Origin of the sequence: Pseudoalteromonas shioyasakiensis (assembly GCF_019134595.1) — a bacterium.
In the GTDB taxonomy this organism is placed as follows: domain Bacteria; phylum Pseudomonadota; class Gammaproteobacteria; order Enterobacterales; family Alteromonadaceae; genus Pseudoalteromonas; species Pseudoalteromonas shioyasakiensis_A.
Genome location: NZ_CP077770.1, coordinates 3,225,064 through 3,243,194 on the forward strand (window position 1 = coordinate 3,225,064; position 18,131 = coordinate 3,243,194).

Annotated in this window: 13 protein-coding genes; 1 reads left to right on the forward strand and 12 read right to left on the reverse strand. The window is 42.8% G+C overall.

The features are described 5' to 3' along the window. Nucleotides 1-157: 157 nt before the first annotated feature. From tldD to KQP93_RS15015, 9 genes are all read right to left on the reverse strand, one after another. Complete coding sequence (tldD, locus tag KQP93_RS14975; RefSeq protein ID WP_217875042.1) at nt 158-1,597, reverse strand: metalloprotease TldD; 1,440 nt, start codon at nt 1,595-1,597, stop codon at nt 158-160. Continuing rightward, complete coding sequence (locus tag KQP93_RS14980) at nt 1,594-2,424, reverse strand: carbon-nitrogen hydrolase family protein (protein ID WP_217875043.1); 831 nt, start codon at nt 2,422-2,424, stop codon at nt 1,594-1,596. The genes tldD and KQP93_RS14980 overlap by 4 nt, the downstream gene beginning before the upstream one ends. Next, a complete protein-coding gene (locus tag KQP93_RS14985; RefSeq protein WP_217875044.1) occupies nt 2,414-6,271 on the reverse strand; it encodes a YhdP family protein in 3,858 nt (1,285 codons plus the stop codon). Before KQP93_RS14985 ends, KQP93_RS14980 begins: the two co-directional genes overlap by 11 nt. After that, nucleotides 6,271-7,743, reverse strand: a complete 1,473-nt coding sequence (gene rng, locus KQP93_RS14990; RefSeq protein ID WP_054563357.1) for a ribonuclease G — start codon at nt 7,741-7,743, stop codon at nt 6,271-6,273. Before rng ends, KQP93_RS14985 begins: the two co-directional genes overlap by 1 nt. A 1-nt stretch (nt 7,744) precedes the next feature. Next, entirely contained in the window at nt 7,745-8,314 is a 570-nt protein-coding gene (locus KQP93_RS14995; protein WP_217875045.1) for a Maf family protein, read from the reverse strand. Continuing rightward, a complete protein-coding gene (mreD, locus tag KQP93_RS15000) occupies nt 8,314-8,793 on the reverse strand; it encodes a rod shape-determining protein MreD (RefSeq protein WP_058583828.1) in 480 nt (159 codons plus the stop codon). Before mreD ends, KQP93_RS14995 begins: the two co-directional genes overlap by 1 nt. Continuing rightward, nucleotides 8,786-9,628, reverse strand: coding sequence for a rod shape-determining protein MreC (gene mreC / locus KQP93_RS15005; RefSeq protein WP_217875046.1), 843 nt, complete (start codon nt 9,626-9,628; stop codon nt 8,786-8,788). Before mreC ends, mreD begins: the two co-directional genes overlap by 8 nt. Then, entirely contained in the window at nt 9,628-10,671 is a 1,044-nt protein-coding gene (locus KQP93_RS15010) for a rod shape-determining protein (RefSeq protein WP_054552787.1), read from the reverse strand. The genes mreC and KQP93_RS15010 overlap by 1 nt, the downstream gene beginning before the upstream one ends. Before the next feature lie 132 nt (nt 10,672-10,803). After that, nucleotides 10,804-12,831: an SUMF1/EgtB/PvdO family nonheme iron enzyme gene (locus tag KQP93_RS15015; protein ID WP_217875047.1), complete on the reverse strand. Its 2,028-nt coding sequence runs from the start codon at nt 12,829-12,831 to the stop codon at nt 10,804-10,806. A gap of 239 nt (nt 12,832-13,070) precedes the next feature. Here KQP93_RS15015 and KQP93_RS15020 point away from each other — a divergent pair, with 239 nt between their 5' ends. After that, nucleotides 13,071-13,970 carry a 1-aminocyclopropane-1-carboxylate deaminase/D-cysteine desulfhydrase gene (locus tag KQP93_RS15020; protein ID WP_217875048.1) on the forward strand — a complete coding sequence of 300 codons (900 nt, stop codon included), beginning with the start codon at nt 13,071-13,073 and terminating at the stop codon, nt 13,968-13,970. On the opposite strand, the gene KQP93_RS15025 is transcribed toward KQP93_RS15020, so the two are convergent. From KQP93_RS15025 to KQP93_RS15035, 3 genes are all read right to left on the reverse strand, one after another. After that, nucleotides 13,967-15,667, reverse strand: a complete 1,701-nt coding sequence (locus KQP93_RS15025; protein WP_217875049.1) for an EAL domain-containing protein — start codon at nt 15,665-15,667, stop codon at nt 13,967-13,969. The two genes, KQP93_RS15020 and KQP93_RS15025, sit on opposite strands and share 4 nt — an antisense overlap. Before the next feature lie 275 nt (nt 15,668-15,942). Next, on the reverse strand, nt 15,943-16,647 hold the full coding sequence (gene ssb, locus KQP93_RS15030; protein WP_217875050.1) for a single-stranded DNA-binding protein: 705 nt from the start codon (nt 16,645-16,647) through the stop codon (nt 15,943-15,945). 20 nt (nt 16,648-16,667) lie between these two features. Further along, nucleotides 16,668-18,035, reverse strand: coding sequence for an MFS transporter (locus KQP93_RS15035; RefSeq protein ID WP_054552792.1), 1,368 nt, complete (start codon nt 18,033-18,035; stop codon nt 16,668-16,670). Nucleotides 18,036-18,131: the final 96 nt, after the last annotated feature.

Consider the following 18,131-nt stretch of genomic DNA (forward strand, 5'->3'; position numbering starts at 1 on the left):
TAAACTTACGTTTTTATTTTTACTGTAAGCAATAAGTTAACTAAAAAGTACCTGTATTGGTACTGCTTTTATGTAAGTTTTTGTGTAAAGAGTAGGCAAACTAAAATGAGGCAGGTTAAGAGTTTAACCTGCCATAAGATAAAACGAGCAAATGGTTTTAAGCCGTACCACCCACGGTTAAGTTATCAATTTTAAGGCTAGGTTGGCCCACTCCAACAGGAACGCTTTGACCATCTTTACCACACACGCCAACACCTTTATCAAGCGCTAAGTCGTTACCTACCATCGAAATTTGTTGCATCACTTCAGGGCCATTGCCAATCAGTGTTGCACCTTTGATAGGTTGTGTAATTTTACCGTTTTCAATTAAGTAAGCTTCAGAAGCACTAAATACAAACTTACCTGACGTAATATCTACTTGGCCGCCACCGAAGTTAGGAGCAAAGATACCTTTTTTCACCGAGCTGATGATATCGGCTTGGCTGTGCTCGCCACCTAACATATAGGTGTTGGTCATACGCGGCATAGGTAAGTGAGCGTAGGATTCGCGGCGCGCATTACCAGTAGGGTTAACACCCATCAAACGGGCATTTAGCTTATCTTGCATGTAGCCTTTTAGAATACCGTTTTCAATAAGCACGTTATACGCAGCTGGTGTCCCTTCATCATCCACGTTTAATGAACCACGGCGATCAGCAATAGTGCCATCATCCACGACTGTACACAGCTCAGATGCCACCTTTTGACCTACTTTACCGCTAAACGCAGATGCGCCTTTACGGTTAAAGTCACCTTCTAGGCCATGGCCTACCGCTTCGTGTAGTAACACACCCGGCCAACCTGCGCCTAGTACGACTTCCATACTACCAGCAGGTGCATCGATTGCTTCTAGGTTTACTTTTGCTTGGCGAACAGCTTCTTCAGCGTATTCCATCCAACGCGGTTTGCCATCAACTAATTCTTTAAAATAACCATAATCTAAACGCGCACCGCCCCCTGCACCACCGCGCTCACGACGGCCGTTCTTCTCAAGTAACACTGAGCAATTTAAGCGAATAAGCGGGCGAATATCGGTGGCAAAGGTGCCATCACTTGCAGCAATTAATACTTCTTCATAAACCGCCGACATTGAACTGATCACTTGCTCAGCATCCGGCGCTAATTGACGAATATAGTTTTCAAGTTCACGTAGCAGGCTTACTTTGTCATCGTTGCTCATGCTCTGAATTGGTTGATGCGGCGCATACTGCTCTTTAGCAGCTACATCACTGAACACCTGAATCGTTTTGTTTTCGCCAGCATTGGCAATGCTGCGTGCTGCCGTTGCGGCTTTGTTTAACGCTTCAAGGTTAATCGCATCTGAGTATGAAAAACCGGTTTTTTCACCGCTAACAGCACGCACACCCACACCACGTTCAACGTTGTATGAGCCTTCTTTCACTAAGCCATCTTCAAGCACCCAAGATTCGTGATGGCTTGATTGAAAATACAGGTCGGCATAGTCAACTTGGTGCTGATGGATAAAAGCGAGCGTTTTTTCTAATTCTTCTCTCGTTAGTTGGCTGTTATGTAATAAATGCTGTTCAACCGTGTTCATAATAAATGCTCTCTAAATCGTTGCTGAGACTGCACAGGCATGTCTTGGCGAATTGTATTCAAGCGGTTTAAATCAAGCTCATGGCTGATAAACCCGGTACCAGAGGCAAGCTCACTGAGCGTTTCTCCCCATGGTGAAATAATAATGCTGTGGCCATAAGTGTGGCGGCCATTCTCGTGCTCACCCCACTGCGCTGCGGCAATCACATAACATTGTGTTTCGATTGCACGTGCAGCTAATAAAATATGCCAATGAGCAGCACCGGTAACTGTGGTAAAGGCACTGGGCACTAAAATAAGCTCAGCCCCTTGGCGCTGCATGGCGGTGAATAAGCCACTAAAACGTAGATCATAACATACTGCTAAGCCAATTTTACCAAATGGCGAGTCGACCACCACAATATCGTTGCCTGCTTGCGTCGCATCAGACTCTCGGTAACTGCGCGTAGTGTCGGCAACATCCACATCAAATAAGTGAATTTTATTGTACTGCGCAACCACATCGCCTTGGTTGTTAAATAAAAACGAGGCAGCTAAATACTTACCATTTTGCTGTGAAACAGGCAGGGTTCCAGCAGCTAACCAAATATCATGTTGCTTACATAAATCAGCAAGCTTCGCTTTATATGACTCACTTTGCAGACCTAATTCATAACTTGCTTGGCTTTGCTTACTAAAGATCAAAAAGCTTTCGGGTAAACACACTAGCAATGGCCGAGTTGCAGGTAACTGATTCAATGTCTCTGCTAATAAAGCGAGGTTTTGCTCAGCATTCATGCTTGAGCACATTTGCACAGCAACAACGTGTGGATGAGGGTTAGCCTTCATTGTTATCTAAACTCGCTGAAGATGCGGCATCTTTTAATTTTAGTTGTGTCGACGACTGCGGCTGGCTTTGCGCGGCTTGCGGTAACGTCACTTCACGGCTCTTACGATCTACTTCTTCAACGACAGGATCGTTCATACTACCTGTTACTTTAAAGTTGATCTCTGAGATCACCCGCGCCGAGTGAATCACTTTATCAATTGCCAACGCTGCAAGGCCACTTACCGGGTTTACCATCCATGCCACAATCACTGGAATACTCGACGTCACCTGCGGTGCAACCGCTAGGTCGTAATCAATTTCAAAGGTGTTTAAGTTTGTATGGCCTTTAATCGTTAAATCAGCAGGCACACCATCAAGTTTGGTATCTTGGGTGTAAGCTATGCCCTTTTCTAGCTGCATGGTGCCTTGCATACTGTTATAGAAAAAGCCTTTAGAGAATACATCTCTAAAATCCAGTTTTAGCTTACGCACTAACGAATCTAAACTCAGTAAAGAGAATACTCGCGCACCACCATCACTGATCTCAGCAAGGTGCCCTTCACCTAAACGCCAATCTAACTCACCAGCTAAACTTGATACATCGAAGCTATAAGGTGCGCCTTGCCATGCAAGATCAAACTTAATATTGGCATCTGAATCTTTTACTGTAGTGGTGATATCAAACTCATCAAATAACTCGCCAATATCGTCACTTTGTAAGTTACCACTAAAGCGTGTTTGCCCATCAGCAAATTGTCCTTTACCACGTAATACGTGGTCGCCTTTGTCGATGACCAGCTCAGTAAACAAGAGTTTATCGTTCTCCCCAACTAAGCTGCTTTTAATTTTATCAAGCTGATACTCAGCCACTTTACAATCTTCACAGTTAAACTCGATGGCTGGGACTCGGGTTAACCAGCTTAAATCTTCTGGTTCAGCGTTTTGCTCTGTTTGATCTGCGACTTCGTTAAAATTAATACGCAGGTAGTCAGTAAAAATTTGAATTGGTCTGCGTGTTTCACCGGTTGGAATAAGCGCGTCGGCACGTAATTCTTTAGCATTTAGCTTTAACTCTAAATCTGATTGCTTTGGTGCTAAGCGAAATTCAAAATCATTAAAATCGATATTGTGTAGTGCCAGTTTATTAAATTTACCCGTTACGTTGTTGAACGCAGGCATCACACTTGGCGCATCAGACTTAACTTTGGTAAGCGCAATAATTTGATCAATTAAGCCAAACCAAGGCACTATTTCGGTTTTTGGTAAATCGATTGATACCGCAAAACCTTCACGATTCAAACCTAAATCTTGCGCACCTAAAATTAAATGGGCATTACTAAATTTCTTTTCGCCGTTATCTAAGATCGCATTAAAGAATAACTGCTCATCAACATTAGCGGTGATCAAGTTAGAAATACGGTCGCCCTGTACCACTGCGGTTAATGGCCATTTCTGCTCTGCGCTTTTGCTATAAGGTGCAGGCAGCTTGCTGGTCACACCGATTAAATTACCATTCACATCAGCGCGGTAATTAAAGTCATTTGGTAAAAAGTTAAGCGACACATTAATATCAACATCACTTTGACCGCTTAAGTAACCGGCCAGTAAACCATGAGCTTGTTCAATTAAAGGGTCAGCTTCAAGGCCCAGCTTTACCTCAATTTCGGCGCGATAGGTATCTGCTACATTTTCACTGTTGTAGTTGGCAGTAAGTGGCATGCCCATCCAATCTGCTTTGGCATTTTTTAAGTCGATTTTATCGTTATTAAACTTAACAATACCGGTCATGTGGTTAAGCGTGATCCCAGGTTGTGCCAGGTAAACTGGAATATTAGCCAATTCAACTTCGCCTATCGCATCCACATGACCCGAACGTAAATTAACTAACAGCTCAATATCGGCCGTCGCTTCGCCTTGCGGTTGCACAACTTCAAAAACACTCGCCAAAGGCTTGGCAAGCGGAGTTGCCGTGAAGAAAGGATTAAGCTTATCGCCATGAGCACGTTTATTAATGGCAACTTTTAAGATTTCTGCATTCATTAAGTCAGCAATACTGACATGAACACTCTCCCCTAGAGAGAGGTTAACCAGCTTGCCCGACTTACTATAGATATCCATGCGCTCATTTTCGAAATGTAAAATGACGTTGGCATCTTCAACTTCAGGCCAGCTTGGTGAAAACTTATATTTAGCGTTTTCAACATTCGCTAACACTTCAAATTGACCTTGCTGCTCTTTAAACGGGAAACCTTTAAATGGCCCTGAAAACAGCACTTGAGCTTTATTGACTTCACCGCCCTTAATTGCGCCATTAAGGTAATTAACCAGCTTTTCGCTCATTACAGGTAACGGGAAATAATGCCCAGCGACTTTGGCATCAGGGGCATAGGCTTCAGCATATAAATCTAACCGCGGTTCATCGGTCAGGCTGAGCATCATCTCAGCAGCCACAGTCACTTCGTCGTTATCAAGCCAGATATTATCGCTACTAATGCGCCAGCCATCATCGTAATGGTGAAGGTCGAGCTCTACATTTAATTGGTTATAGGCAATATCTTGGCTAAAGCTGCCGTTCGTTAGCAGTTGATTGTTCTCGCCATATAGCTGAATTCGCCCAGCTGATTGATTAATTAAGCCATCAACACGAATCGCCTGACCGCCAGGAATGCCCTGCAGCGACAGCCAATTGATTTGTTCGCCCTGAAACCAAAGTTGCCAGTTATCCTGCTGACCCAACTCAAGATAGGCATCACTTAACTGACCATTGGGTTGACGGGCTAAAAACGGGGCAAGTACTTCAAAATTACTTAACTGCGATAACTTTGCCAGTAATGCAAAATCAAATTGCTTTAACCAAATTTGGCTTTTATCGCCAAGTTGAGCTTCAAACTGTAAGGTTGGCCATTGTTTTAAGTCACTTTCAAAGGTGAGTCCGGTGCTTTTTAAGCGCCAGCCATTTTGCTTTGGAAATAAATGAAAACCACCTTCGCTTAAACTTATTTGGTGTGCTTCTTGGTTTTGTTGCCAATTGATAAAACTCGGTAGCCACTGCACTTTCACATCGCTGATCAGACCTTTTTCAAGACTAAACCAGGTTTGTAAATTGATGTCTGAAGTAAGCTGCTGCTTGTCGGTATTAATATATTGCGCCAGCCACTTAGACACATCGACGTTAGCTGCTTGCACATAGATATCGCCAGCCATGGTTTCAAGAGTCGAACCATTCAGCGCCATTCGGGCGTCAAAGCTACCCACAGAAATTCCCGGTAACGCTAACGTGCCTGAGCCTTGATGTTGCTCAGGAGTATTTTGCCAGACAATGTTTTCGAGGATAAGCTTGCGCTCTTTACCATCATTGAGGGTAAAATTAAGGCTACTGTCTTGCACCGCAAAGTGACCAGTTTCACCAAGGAATAAGCCTTCAATTAGTTCTTTTTGCTCAAAGTTGCTGGTTTGCTGGTTATTCCCCAAATCAAGCATAGTGGGTAAATCAACATCAGCATGAAAACCATTGATCACAAAGTAGTTCGATTTAAGCTGACGGGTTTTTACTGACTCCCATAAATTAACTTCAAGGCTCGCTTTATCAATGGTGAGGGCAATCGGTGAGGTTTGGTTATCTTCAAAAGAAATATCTTCGATGACCAATGCAGGACCTTGGCCATGCCAACTGGCTGAGATTGAGCCAATCGCTAAATTTACATCAAAGCGTTCATACAAAAACGCTTCAATGTCATCTTTATAATCATTTGCGTATGGCAGTGAATACTTTACCACAGAGACAATAACGGCCAGCAGTACGAGAGTAATAGCAAATACTTGCCATAACTTACGTAAACAATAAAAGCAGACCGTTTTTGCCTTCATTACATCATTACCACATCAAACTGTTCTTGGTTATATAAACTCTCTGTTTGAATACTGACTTGCTTACCGATAAATAGTTCCAGCTCAGCAAGGTTGTGATACTCATCGTTGATCAATGCTTCACTTACCGAAGGAGCTGCGTAAACCATAAACTTATCAGCTGCATAAGCACGGTTTACCCTAACGATTTCACGCAAGATTTCGTAGCAAACCGTTTCTACTGTTTTTTGCGAGCCGCGCCCTGAACACGCAGGACACACATCACAAAGAATGTGCTCTAAGCTTTCGCGGGTGCGTTTGCGGGTCATCTCTACTAAGCCTAGTGCAGATAAGCCGTTTATGTTGGCTTTTGCACGATCTTTTGCAAGCGCAGACTCAAGTGAATGCAAGACTCGGCGTTTGTGCTCATCACTAACCATATCGATAAAGTCGATGATAATGATGCCGCCTAAGTTACGTAAACGTAGCTGACGAGCAATTGCTGAGGTCGCTTCGATATTAGTATTAAAAATGGTTTCTTCTAGGTTACGATGGCCAACAAACGCACCGGTATTTACATCAACGGTTGTCATCGCTTCGGTTTGGTCGATAATTAAATAACCACCCGATTTAAGCTCAACTTTACGATGTAGCGCTTTTTGGATCTCGGTTTCAACATCGAATAAATCGAAAATAGGTCGCTCACCCGGGTAGTACTCTAGTGCTCCCGATAACAGCGGCACAAATTCTTCAGTAAATTCTTTAAGCTCTTGATAGGTTAGTTTTGAGTCAACACGAATACGCTCCATGTCTTCACCTACGTAGTCACGTAGAGTACGAAACGCCAGTGTTAAATCTTCATGCAAGATGCTTTCTTTACTGGTTTTTTTGCGCTTGGTGACGATTTTTTGCCACAGTTTTTTTAAGAATTCCGCATCATGACGTAGCTCAGCTTCCGACGCCCCTTCTGCTGCGGTACGAACAATAAAGCTGCCGTCATCATCACCATATTCGGCAACAATTTTCTTTAAACGCGAACGTTCTTCTTCCGTTTCAATGCGCTGGCTTACACCTACGTGTGTTGCATCTGGCATAAACACTAAATAACGAGAAGGAATAGTAATATCGGTTGTTAAGCGCGCGCCCTTGGTTCCTAGCGGGTCTTTAACCACTTGCACCATGATATGTTGACCTTGGCGCACAAGCTCACGAATATCTTGTACTTTTTTGATTGGCTGCTCATCAACGCCTTCTACAATTGAGGCACTGTTTACAATGTCTGATGCATGTAAAAAGGCGGCTTTCTCTAAGCCAATATCGACAAACGCAGCCTGCATCCCCGGTAGTACGCGGCTAATTTTACCTAAGTAAATATTGCCCACAATCCCAAGGTTGCCAATACGCTCTAGTTGGATTTCTTGCAGTACGCCATTTTCGATAAGCGCAACGCGACTTTCGCTCGGTGTAACGTTGATCAGTAATTCGGTGCTCATGTTACCCTCTTAAAAATTCGTTTAATAACTGCTCTGTCTCATATAAAGGTAAGCCGACAACCGCAAAATAGCTACCCGAAAGATGGCTAACAAAGCGGCCACCTAAGCCTTGAATACCATAACCACCGGCTTTATCTTGCGGCTCACCACTATGCCAATAAGCATCAATTTCAGCATCGCTTAGCGGTTTAAATGTAACATCGGTGACAACAAGGCAGCTTTTTACTTGCTCACTATCAGCAATTGCCACAGCCGTCATCACTTGATGGGTACGGCCAGATAAGCGCTTCATGGTAGCGGTAAAATCAGCTTGGTCTAGCGGCTTACCAAGTGCGGTATCATCAATGACAACCACGGTATCGCTGCCAAGTACTGGACGGTCAGTGTAACCCATAGCAACGCCCGATTGCGCCTTGAGTCTAGCAAGACGCTCTACATAGTCACGCGGGGCTTCGTTTGGGAATTGGCTTTCGTCAGCATCAACGCTAAATTGAGAAAACTCAACGCCAACTTGGCTGAGCAACTCTTTTCGGCGCGGTGATGCAGACGCCAAATAAATTGCGGTTTGCATTATCTAATCCTGAAATGACGGCGATATTTACGCAAAATTAAGAATATCCACCACCAACAAAGCATGCCGGTTAGTACTGGCCACATATAATGCGGGCTAAAATAAACGCCCATTAAAAAGTGGTTAAGCCAAAACTGCATGAGGTGGTAAAGCGTTAAAAACAAAGCAATTAAAATGCTTTGCTGCCATAAAGAAAAGTTTCTAATTTTTTGGAAGTTACTAGCTGTGATAAATATACACACCGAGTAAGTCAGTGAGTTCACACCGAGTGGCGAGCCTGATGCAAGGTCCATTAATAAACCAACGACCCAAGCTGTGCCAATATTTAAACGGTGTGGCACCGCTAACGACCAATACATTAATACCATTAACACCCAGTCTGGGCGGTATGGTTCAAACGAAATCGGCAACGGCATTAATGCCATTACCAATGCAAAGAAGATACTGATAGCAATCAGCAAAAAGTGACGACTATTCATTGCTGATGCTCTCCTGCTGATTACGCCACAGCACAACCAATAAGCGAATACGGTCAAGTTGCGCAATTGGCTCAGCATAAACCTGCGCAAAAGGACGCCCTTCATCACGGTTAATTTCGGTCACCACTGCAACAGGATAACCCTCTGGGAAGGTGCCACCAAGACCAGACGTAACCAAAATATCGCCAATGCGAACATCAAGACTATGCGGTACATGCGAAAGCTTTACCACGTTAATTTTACCAATGCCCTCAACCACAGTACGCACATCGTTACGTAAAATACGCACAGGTGTGGCATGGGTTGTATCAGTCATCAGCAGTACACGCGAGGTAGTTGAACCAACTTGGGTGATTTGCCCTACTACACCCATTTCGTCAATCACAGCTTGGCCTTCACTTAGGCCATCTGTTGTACCACGGTTAATAACCACTTGGTGGCTATACGGGTTGGAATGAACAGAGAGGACTTGCGTAATAATTTTACGATTTGATTGTTTAGCCGATGAACCTAGTAAGGCGCGTAACTTATCGTTTTCACGAGATAAAAATGACAGTTGTTGTAGTTGTTCGCTTTGTAGTAACTGCTTCTTTTTTAGTGCTTCGTTTTCGGTTAAAAGCTGTTCGCGGGTATGCAGGTTTTTTGCGCCAATACTAAATAGCTCATAGGGCAAGTTGGCAAGATAAATAAGTGGGCTAACTAAAGTGTTTAGACTGGTGCGGATTGTTGTACCACCTTGAGTGTAGCGATCGCCCACGATCAGCACGACACTCAAAAGCACTGCGACAAAAAGTCGCAGTTGCAAAGAGATGGTACGACCAAAAAGTAACTTCATTAGTCGTAGCTAAATACGTCACCACCGTGCATATCAATCATTTCTAGCGCCTTACCGCCGCCACGTGCAACACAGGTTAATGGATCATCAGCAACCACAACTGGAATACCTGTTTCTTCCATTAATAAACGGTCTAGGTCTTTTAATAATGCACCACCACCGGTTAATACCATACCGTGAGCAGAGATATCAGACGCAAGCTCTGGTGGAGATTGCTCTAATGCAACCATTACCGCGCTTACAATACCCATTAATGGCTCTTGCAGTGCTTCTAAGATTTCGTGTGAGTTAAGCGTGAATGAACGCGGTACACCTTCAGCTAGGTTACGACCACGCACTTCAATTTCAATTGGCTCGTCTGTTTTGAAAGCCGAACCGATTTGGTGCTTAATGTTTTCAGCTGTCGCTTCACCAATTAAGCTACCAAAATTACGACGTACATAGTTGATGATAGCTTCATCAAATTTGTCACCACCGATACGTACAGATGAAGAGTAAACCACACCATTTAGTGAAATAATGGCAACTTCAGTTGTACCACCACCGATATCAACAACCATTGAACCGGTTGCTTCAGATACTGGTAAGCCCGCACCGATAGCCGCAGCCATTGGCTCTTCGATTAGATACACTTCACGAGCACCGGCCCCCATTGCAGACTCACGAATAGCACGTTTTTCTACTTGCGTTGCACCACATGGCACACAAATAAGTACACGTGGGCTTGGGCGCATAAAGTTGTTGTTATGCACTTGCTTGATGAAGTGTTGTAGCATTTTTTCAGTCACGTAGAAATCGGCAATAACACCATCTTTCATTGGACGAATTGCTTTAATGTTACCCGGAGTACGGCCTAACATTTGCTTAGCTTCAGTACCTACAGATGCAACGCTCTTAGGGCCACCAGCACGCTCTTGACGAATAGCAACAACTGAAGGCTCGTTTAATACAATACCTTCTTCTTTTACATAAATTAGGGTATTGGCTGTACCCAAGTCGATCGATAGATCGTTTGAAAAAATACCACGGAGTTTTTTAAACATGAGGCTGGATGACCTTTGAAAATTCGTTCTTATACTAGCTGCTCTCACTCTATCATGCTAATCATGAAAAAGCGCAACTGCTTTAATTAAAATGCTAAAAAAGGAAGCATCCATTGCTTCCTTTTTAAATTCTTATCGTTCGCGTACTAAACGGAAACCGATATAGTTTGCACGAAAATCTGGCGCTAAGATTAAGCGCGTTGATACGCGTGCTAGGCTAGGAGCAAAATTCCATGCACCGCCTCGAACAGCCACATCAGACTGCCCTGACTTTTTGTTTGTCCATTCCCACACATTACCTACTGTATCGTATAGGCCAAATGCGTTAGGAGAAAACGACCCTGATGGTGCAGCACTCTTGTTTGACCATTCGCTACCACACCAGCCGCAGTTCGCTAGATTCTTACCAATTTCGTTACCCCAAGGGTATTCAGTTTCTTTACCTGCACGTGCAGCGTATTCCCACTCAACCTCGCTTGGTAAACGAAATAGCTGGCCTGTTTGACCCGATAACCAATCTGCATATGCTTTGGCATCGTTATAAGTTAAACAAACCGCCGGAAAATCACTTTCTTGATCAAAGCCTGGATTACGCCAGTTTAAGGTTGCTTCCCATACTGGTTCACCATTTAAGTAATACGCACAGCCGCGATCTTTTTCTGCTTCTGTTTTGTAGCCAGTATTCGCAACGAATTGCTCATACTCGCCAACGCTTACTTCTTTGCTTTGCATTGCAAATGAATTAGCAATGGTTTTTTCTACCACTGGGCGCTCATTCGCTAACCCATTGCCGTTAATGTCACCCATCTTAAATTTACCAGCGGGAATAACTACAATGCTGGCAGAGCTGGTTTTATTAACAATACTTGCAACGGGTGCTGTTACAGGTTGCTCTGGCGGAGCAGTCACTTCAGCGACAACAGGCTCTGGTACTTTAACTAAGTTAGCATTAATGGTTTGTGCTTTACGCAGATCAATTCGCGCTTTATAGCTTTTGTAGCCACGTTTGCGAATTTCAATATCATGAAAACCTGTTGGTAATGATGTCGTTAACCTAGTTGCGCCGTAGCTCACACCATCAATAAACACTTCGTCATCATAAACATTTGAACGTAGTGTTAATTCAACCATTTTAGATTTTTTTAGATCAGGTAATGGTTCAACCTTTATTGGCTTTTTTACAGAATAATCACTTACTGGTTGCTCACTCATACGTGAAACCGATACCACCTGCCCATTATCCTGAGAGTCACTGAATGTTAACTGACTATCTGAGTATGTGGTGCCGTAGCTTGGTTGAAAGTTACCTGCCAAAGGCGTGCCGTAGTCAGCACAAAAACGATTATCTAAGTTAAGTAAGCTACATAAACGGCTGCTGTTTACATCACCGCGCATCGTCACGCTTAGGTTTACGTTGTAGTTGCCTTGGCCACTGAACGCGCTATTCACGACATGGCTACTTAAAATCTTAACTTGTGCACCGGCAAGGTTACGTTTTGGCTCAACTAAACGCTCTTCAGTTAAGTTAGCAAAAATCTGGTCTACAAAACGTTTAGTGGCTTTTTGTAAGCCCATTTGTTGACCTCGCTGCTCACAGGCAGCAAGTGTTTCGGTGCGCTTACAGTTAATCGTGTGATTAACCTCTAATGTGCCTTCACGAGTGAATTCGTTACGTAAACGCTCAACACGTGCCGTTGCTAACTGCTCTTTTAAGCTTTCTAAGGTGTTTAACTGGGTGTGCTTTGATACACGAATTTGCTCAATGTCTTTTCTATGTGAAGCAATTGCCGCCAATTGCATCGAAATATCATCTTTGTTTTGTTTGTGATCAACCACAGCTTTTTGGTAGCGCGACTGCGCATTGCTGATATCAAGGGTTGGGTCATCAATCAGTCGACGATACATCTCGTTCATTGCATCTAACGCTTGGTTTTTTTCTTTGTCTAGCTCAGTTGAGCGGGCGCGCAATAATTCGAGTTGTTTTTGTAACTGACTTTCTTCTTTTAGGTGTTTTTCGAGGATTAGGGTCGAGTTATCGTATTCGGCTTGTTTTTTACTGATCTCTGATTGAATGCCAGTTACCGTAGCAGTATCTTGTGCAAATGCACTAGTTGCTAGCAAACTAACTGAAATTAACAGAGATAAAGGAGCAATTCGCATATATTCCATTCCCAAAAAGCGGCAATTATTTGGTCATTATTATTTTTTTATAATTAAACTCTTATGCTATGTACTTGCAAGGCAAAACACAAGCTTTGTTCAATTATTATCTGAGTTTACATCTATTACCTTAGTTGATGCCAGTAAATAACAAAATCATTTTGGTTTAATTGACTAATTTCTATCTGTAAGACGACTTTGCTACAATTAGGCGTGTTTTTTTTACGAAAATTAATGCCGTGAATAGTTCTTTTGAATCACCAGTACAAACAATCCACCATCCCTTATTAGCTGCACGTAAAATTCAGCTGAGCATCAAGCGAGATGATCTTATTCATCCACAAATTAGTGGCAACAAATGGCGTAAGCTAAAGTTTAACCTTGATGCTATGCAGCAACAGAGGAAATCTGAACTACTCACTTTCGGTGGTGCGTTTTCAAATCATATTCATGCCACGGCAACTGCGGGTAAACTATTTGGTTTTAAAACTTACGGTATTATTCGCGGCCCTGAATTAGACGAAGCAAATCCAACACTCAACTACGCAAAGCAATGCGGTATGAGCTTACACCCCGTAAATCGAGTTACTTACCGCTTAAGGCACGACCAAACGTATTTAGCACAGTTACAAGCGCAGTTTCCGAATGCCTATATATTGCCAGAAGGTGGTACCAACTCAGCAGCTCTTTTAGGTTGTAAAGAATTAGCGCAAAGCCTACCAAGCTCTGATGTGATTGTTTGCCCAACTGGTAGTGGCGGCACACTGGCAGGTTTAATCGAAGGTGCACCACAACACACAAAGTTGTTAGGTGTCGCAGTACTGAAGCAAGCGCACTACTTAATTGATGAGATAAAGCAGCTTAGTAATAAAGCAAATCAGCAACAAAACTGGCAGCTGCTTTGCGACTTTCATGATGGTGGTTACGGAAAGTTTAGCGATGACTTGTGGCAATTTTGCCAAACCTTTACTGAGCAGCACGTAATCCCGCTTGAGCCAATCTACAGCGGCAAAATGCTCTATGCCGTTTGGCAATTAATAGAGCAAGGTTACTTTAGTGAAGGAACGCATATCATTGCAGTGCACACTGGTGGGCTACAAGGTTTAGACGGCCTTAAGTACCGAGGACTAATTGACTAGCTGTAAGGTGTAATATCCGCCAGTTTTTGCAATGGCTCAGCAAAGTAAAAGCCTTGAGCCGCAATGATCCCAAGGTTTTTTAAGGTCGCAAGTTCGTTCTGTGTTTCTACTCCAACCGCATAAACAGGAAAGTTTAGCTCAGTACCCTTAGAGATTATTTGCTTTACAATTTTTTGCTGTTGGGTATTGGTATCTATATTATGTATCAGTTCAAATGCTAACTTAATACTACATACATTTTTGATATCTCTATAAGTTGTTATATGCTCTGCGCTACGCACGTTATCAATAACAATACCAGCAGACAATTTCTCTAAACATTCAAACTGTTCACTCAGCTTTTTATGCTGTTTTAGATAATCATCTTCGCTTAATTCAAATTGCAATTTGTCTGCGCTATTAAAGTCTTCCATTTCCTGTTTAAACCACAGCCAAAACTCGTCATTAAACCAGTTCATTGCGTGTAAGTTTATACTCACCGTTAATGACCCCGTTTCATTCAGCAGCATTTTCTTCACTTGAGAAATCACAGTTTGGTCCAATAACAAGACATCTTTTTTACTGCTCATATGAGGAATAAAATGCCGAGCCGCAAGCAAGCCTAAACTCTTATGGCGAATACGGATCAACGCCTCATGCTGTAAAATATCGCCTGTTTGTAAGTCGAACAAAGGCTGAAAAAACAACATAAAATGTTTTTTCTTTATGTACTCAAATAGGTGCTCTTTACTATCAGCGAGCATGCTTGACTGGGTATGGCCAAAGGGTAAGCGATGAATGTGCTGCCAAGCACTTTGTTTCGCCAGCGCTAATGCTGATTTAGTAAGCTGATAAACCACGGCCTGATCAGCCCCTGTGCGGTAATTACACACACCAATTTTTATATCAGCACGAGACAAGTCACTACGATAATTTAAACAAGCTTGATATATAACCTGATGTAATCGCTTTGTGTATTTATCAACTTCGGTGGCAGGAACACTGTTTAAAGTTACGGCAATACCACCTGATGGCAATAATTTCACAGAGCGATTTACAAGTTCACCAAATCCTTTTGCAATGACTAACTTAAAGTAATTATCAACGTCGAGGTTAGCAGGAAAAGGGTTCTTCCAAAAAAATAGCGCAAACAAATGGTTATAGTTTGTTGGCACACCATACAAAATATTTAAATCCTGATGACCTAAAGGTTTAGGTGATGCAATTTTCTTGGCTGTAACCTGGGTGTTTAATTGTTCAAATGGTTTGCTCAGCGGCTTTTCTGGTATTGCTAATTGCTTGAACATTTTTTTCCACCAGCGGAAACCCCAATACCCAGTGCCAAGCAATATTAAATTTAGGAAAATAAATAAGTGACTTTCAACCAACCAAGAAGGCCAATGAAATAAACGCAAGTTAACCGTTTTATAGCTAAACACTTCTTGCTCTAAATCGATAAAATTTGCAAAGTTATGCGGTACATCACTGGCACTCATTGCAAAACCTTGGCTTTTAACTAAGGTCGCAATAATATCTTGCGAAGCAATCGGGTCGAGGTTTAATTCATACACTTGCTTGGCAAGCTCAGTACCGGTGCGATGAACTTTGTCGTGCAACACATCACTTAAGAAAATATTAAAAACAACTAATAGCAAAAAAGCGGCCGCCACATAGATGACCACCGGTTGCTTTATTTGTGAAGCTAAGTATCGTTTCATTTCACAGGTTAGTTGCTTAAACATATACAAAGTGTTGTTCAAGAACCCTATAAATACAAGGCTGCAGGGCGATTTAAAGCAATATCAGAAATATCCTAGAACCAGCGCTGTCAAAAGTTTTTTAATTTTAAACACCTAGCAAAAAAAGTTAATGAGAATTATTTTGTAAATCTAACTACTCAAGTAAAAGTAGTGATAACGAAGTATTAGACAAATAAAAAACCCAGCAACTAGGCTGGGTTTAAAATATTTCAAACACTTAAAGGGGTCAGGACCTAGAACGGAATATCGTCATCAAAGTCGATAGGTGGTTCCATTGGGTTTGATGCACCGCCTTGTGGTGCATTTTGTGGTTTAGGAGCAAAGCCGCCTTGTTGAGGTGCGCTGCTTTGCTGCTGACCATAACCGCCACCATATTGGTTATTGCTTTGTTGTTGTGGTGCAGATTGCTGTTGTGGACGCTGTTGCTGCTGTGCTGGCGCAGACTGTTGCTGTGGAGCATAGCTATTATTACTTTGTGATTGCTGTGCACCACCGCCGTAACCGCCAGCTTGTTGTTGGCCACCTTGGTAACCGCCTTGTGATTGACCACCTTGATAGCCACCACCTTGATAGCCACCACCTTGCTGCTCACCACGACCGCCTAACATTTGCATTTGACCGCCCATGTCTACCACGATTTCTGTAGTGTATTTTTCTTGGCCTGATTGGTCAGTCCATTTACGCGTTTGTAAACGACCTTCAATGTACACTTGTGAACCTTTACGAAGGTACTCACCAGCAACTTCTGCTAGTTTGCCAAATAACACGACACGGTGCCATTCAGTACGCTCTTGCATTTGCCCTGTGTTTTTATCTTTCCAGCTATCTGTCGTAGCAATGCTGATATTCGCTACGCCATTGCCATTAGGCATATAACGTACTTCTGGATCTTGGCCTAAATTACCAACCAAGATAACTTTGTTCACACCGCGTGCCATGGAACTTCTCCTATAAAACGTTAGATTAAACCAGCCACTTTGCGTGCTTGGTCTAGGTCAAATTCTTTATCATTAATCTTTAAATAGCTGCGATTTTCATCACAGACAACCGTTGCTTCAATTACGCCCGGTAAAGCAACAAGACGAGAAGCAAGCGCTTGTGCCTGCTGCTCTGAACTTAATTCAGTCATTAAGCTAATTATTTTACTTCTTGGTGGGACTTGCATATTCCAAGCAAGGATAAGCCATATTACCCCAACAAGTGCCGCCGCCGCAAACACTGCTTGCGCACTTAATGCTTGAGCAACGTAACCCCCTAATAAACCACCTAAAAAGGCACCAAAAAACTGCGTAGATGAAAATACTCCCATCGCAGAACCTTTCTGGTTTGCAGGGGCAATACGCGAAACAAGTGCAGGCATGGTTGCTTCTAAAAAGTTAAAGGCAATAAAGTAAACCAACATACAAATACCGATGCCAATCACCGAATCAACCCATAACGACATCGCTAGCATACTTAAAACAAGCAGCGCGATTGAGCCAATAAAGGCTTGTTTTTCTTTTTCTTTACGGATCGCCACAATCATCATTGGTGCCATCAAGAAAAACGCTAAAAACAGCACAGGGATATATAAATACCAATGATGGTCTGCAACTAAGCCATCTTTTATAAGCTGGCCTGGTAAGGCTACAAATACGGTAGTTAATGTAAGATGAAGCAGCATCACACCAAAATCAAGGCGTGCTAATTGTGGATGTTTAATCAGTTGCTTAATATCATCAAGCGTAGCAAGTGTGTCACCTTTTGGCGCCTTATTGACAGCATTTGGCACCAAAAACAACACTATTAAAATACCTAAAATGGCCAGTCCAGCGGTCAGCCAAAATACCCCAGCAACTCCCCACGATGCAGCAACAATTGGCCCAAGTAGCATAGCAACGGCAAAGCTCATACCAATACACATACCAATCACGGCCATAACTTTCGGACGCTGTTCATCACGGCTTAAATCAGAAGCAAGCGCCAATAAGGCACTGGCAATCGCCCCCATGCCTTGTAGTGCACGCCCAAGCGTAACCATTTGCACAGACTCAGCGGTTGCAGCAATAACAGAGCCAAGTGCAAACACACAAAGGCCCCCAATAATCACTTTTTTACGACCAATTTTATCAGACAACCAACCCATAGGAATTTGCAGCACGGCTTGCGTTAAACCATAAGCACCAATAGCAAAGCCAATCCAAAGCGGCGAAAATCCTTCTAATTGCTGACCATAGATAGCCAATACTGGCATCAGCATAAATAGGCCAAGCATACGGAATGCAAATACGCTCGCCAACGAAACGGCAGCGCGTTTTTCTCGAGAGTTGAGTGAAGATGCTGTCATGAATTACTGATCTTGCTGTCTATTAAAATTTGAGCGTGGATTCTACCACAAGCGAAAACTAAATAATCACCTGTAAGTGATGATTTTTTCTTTGAT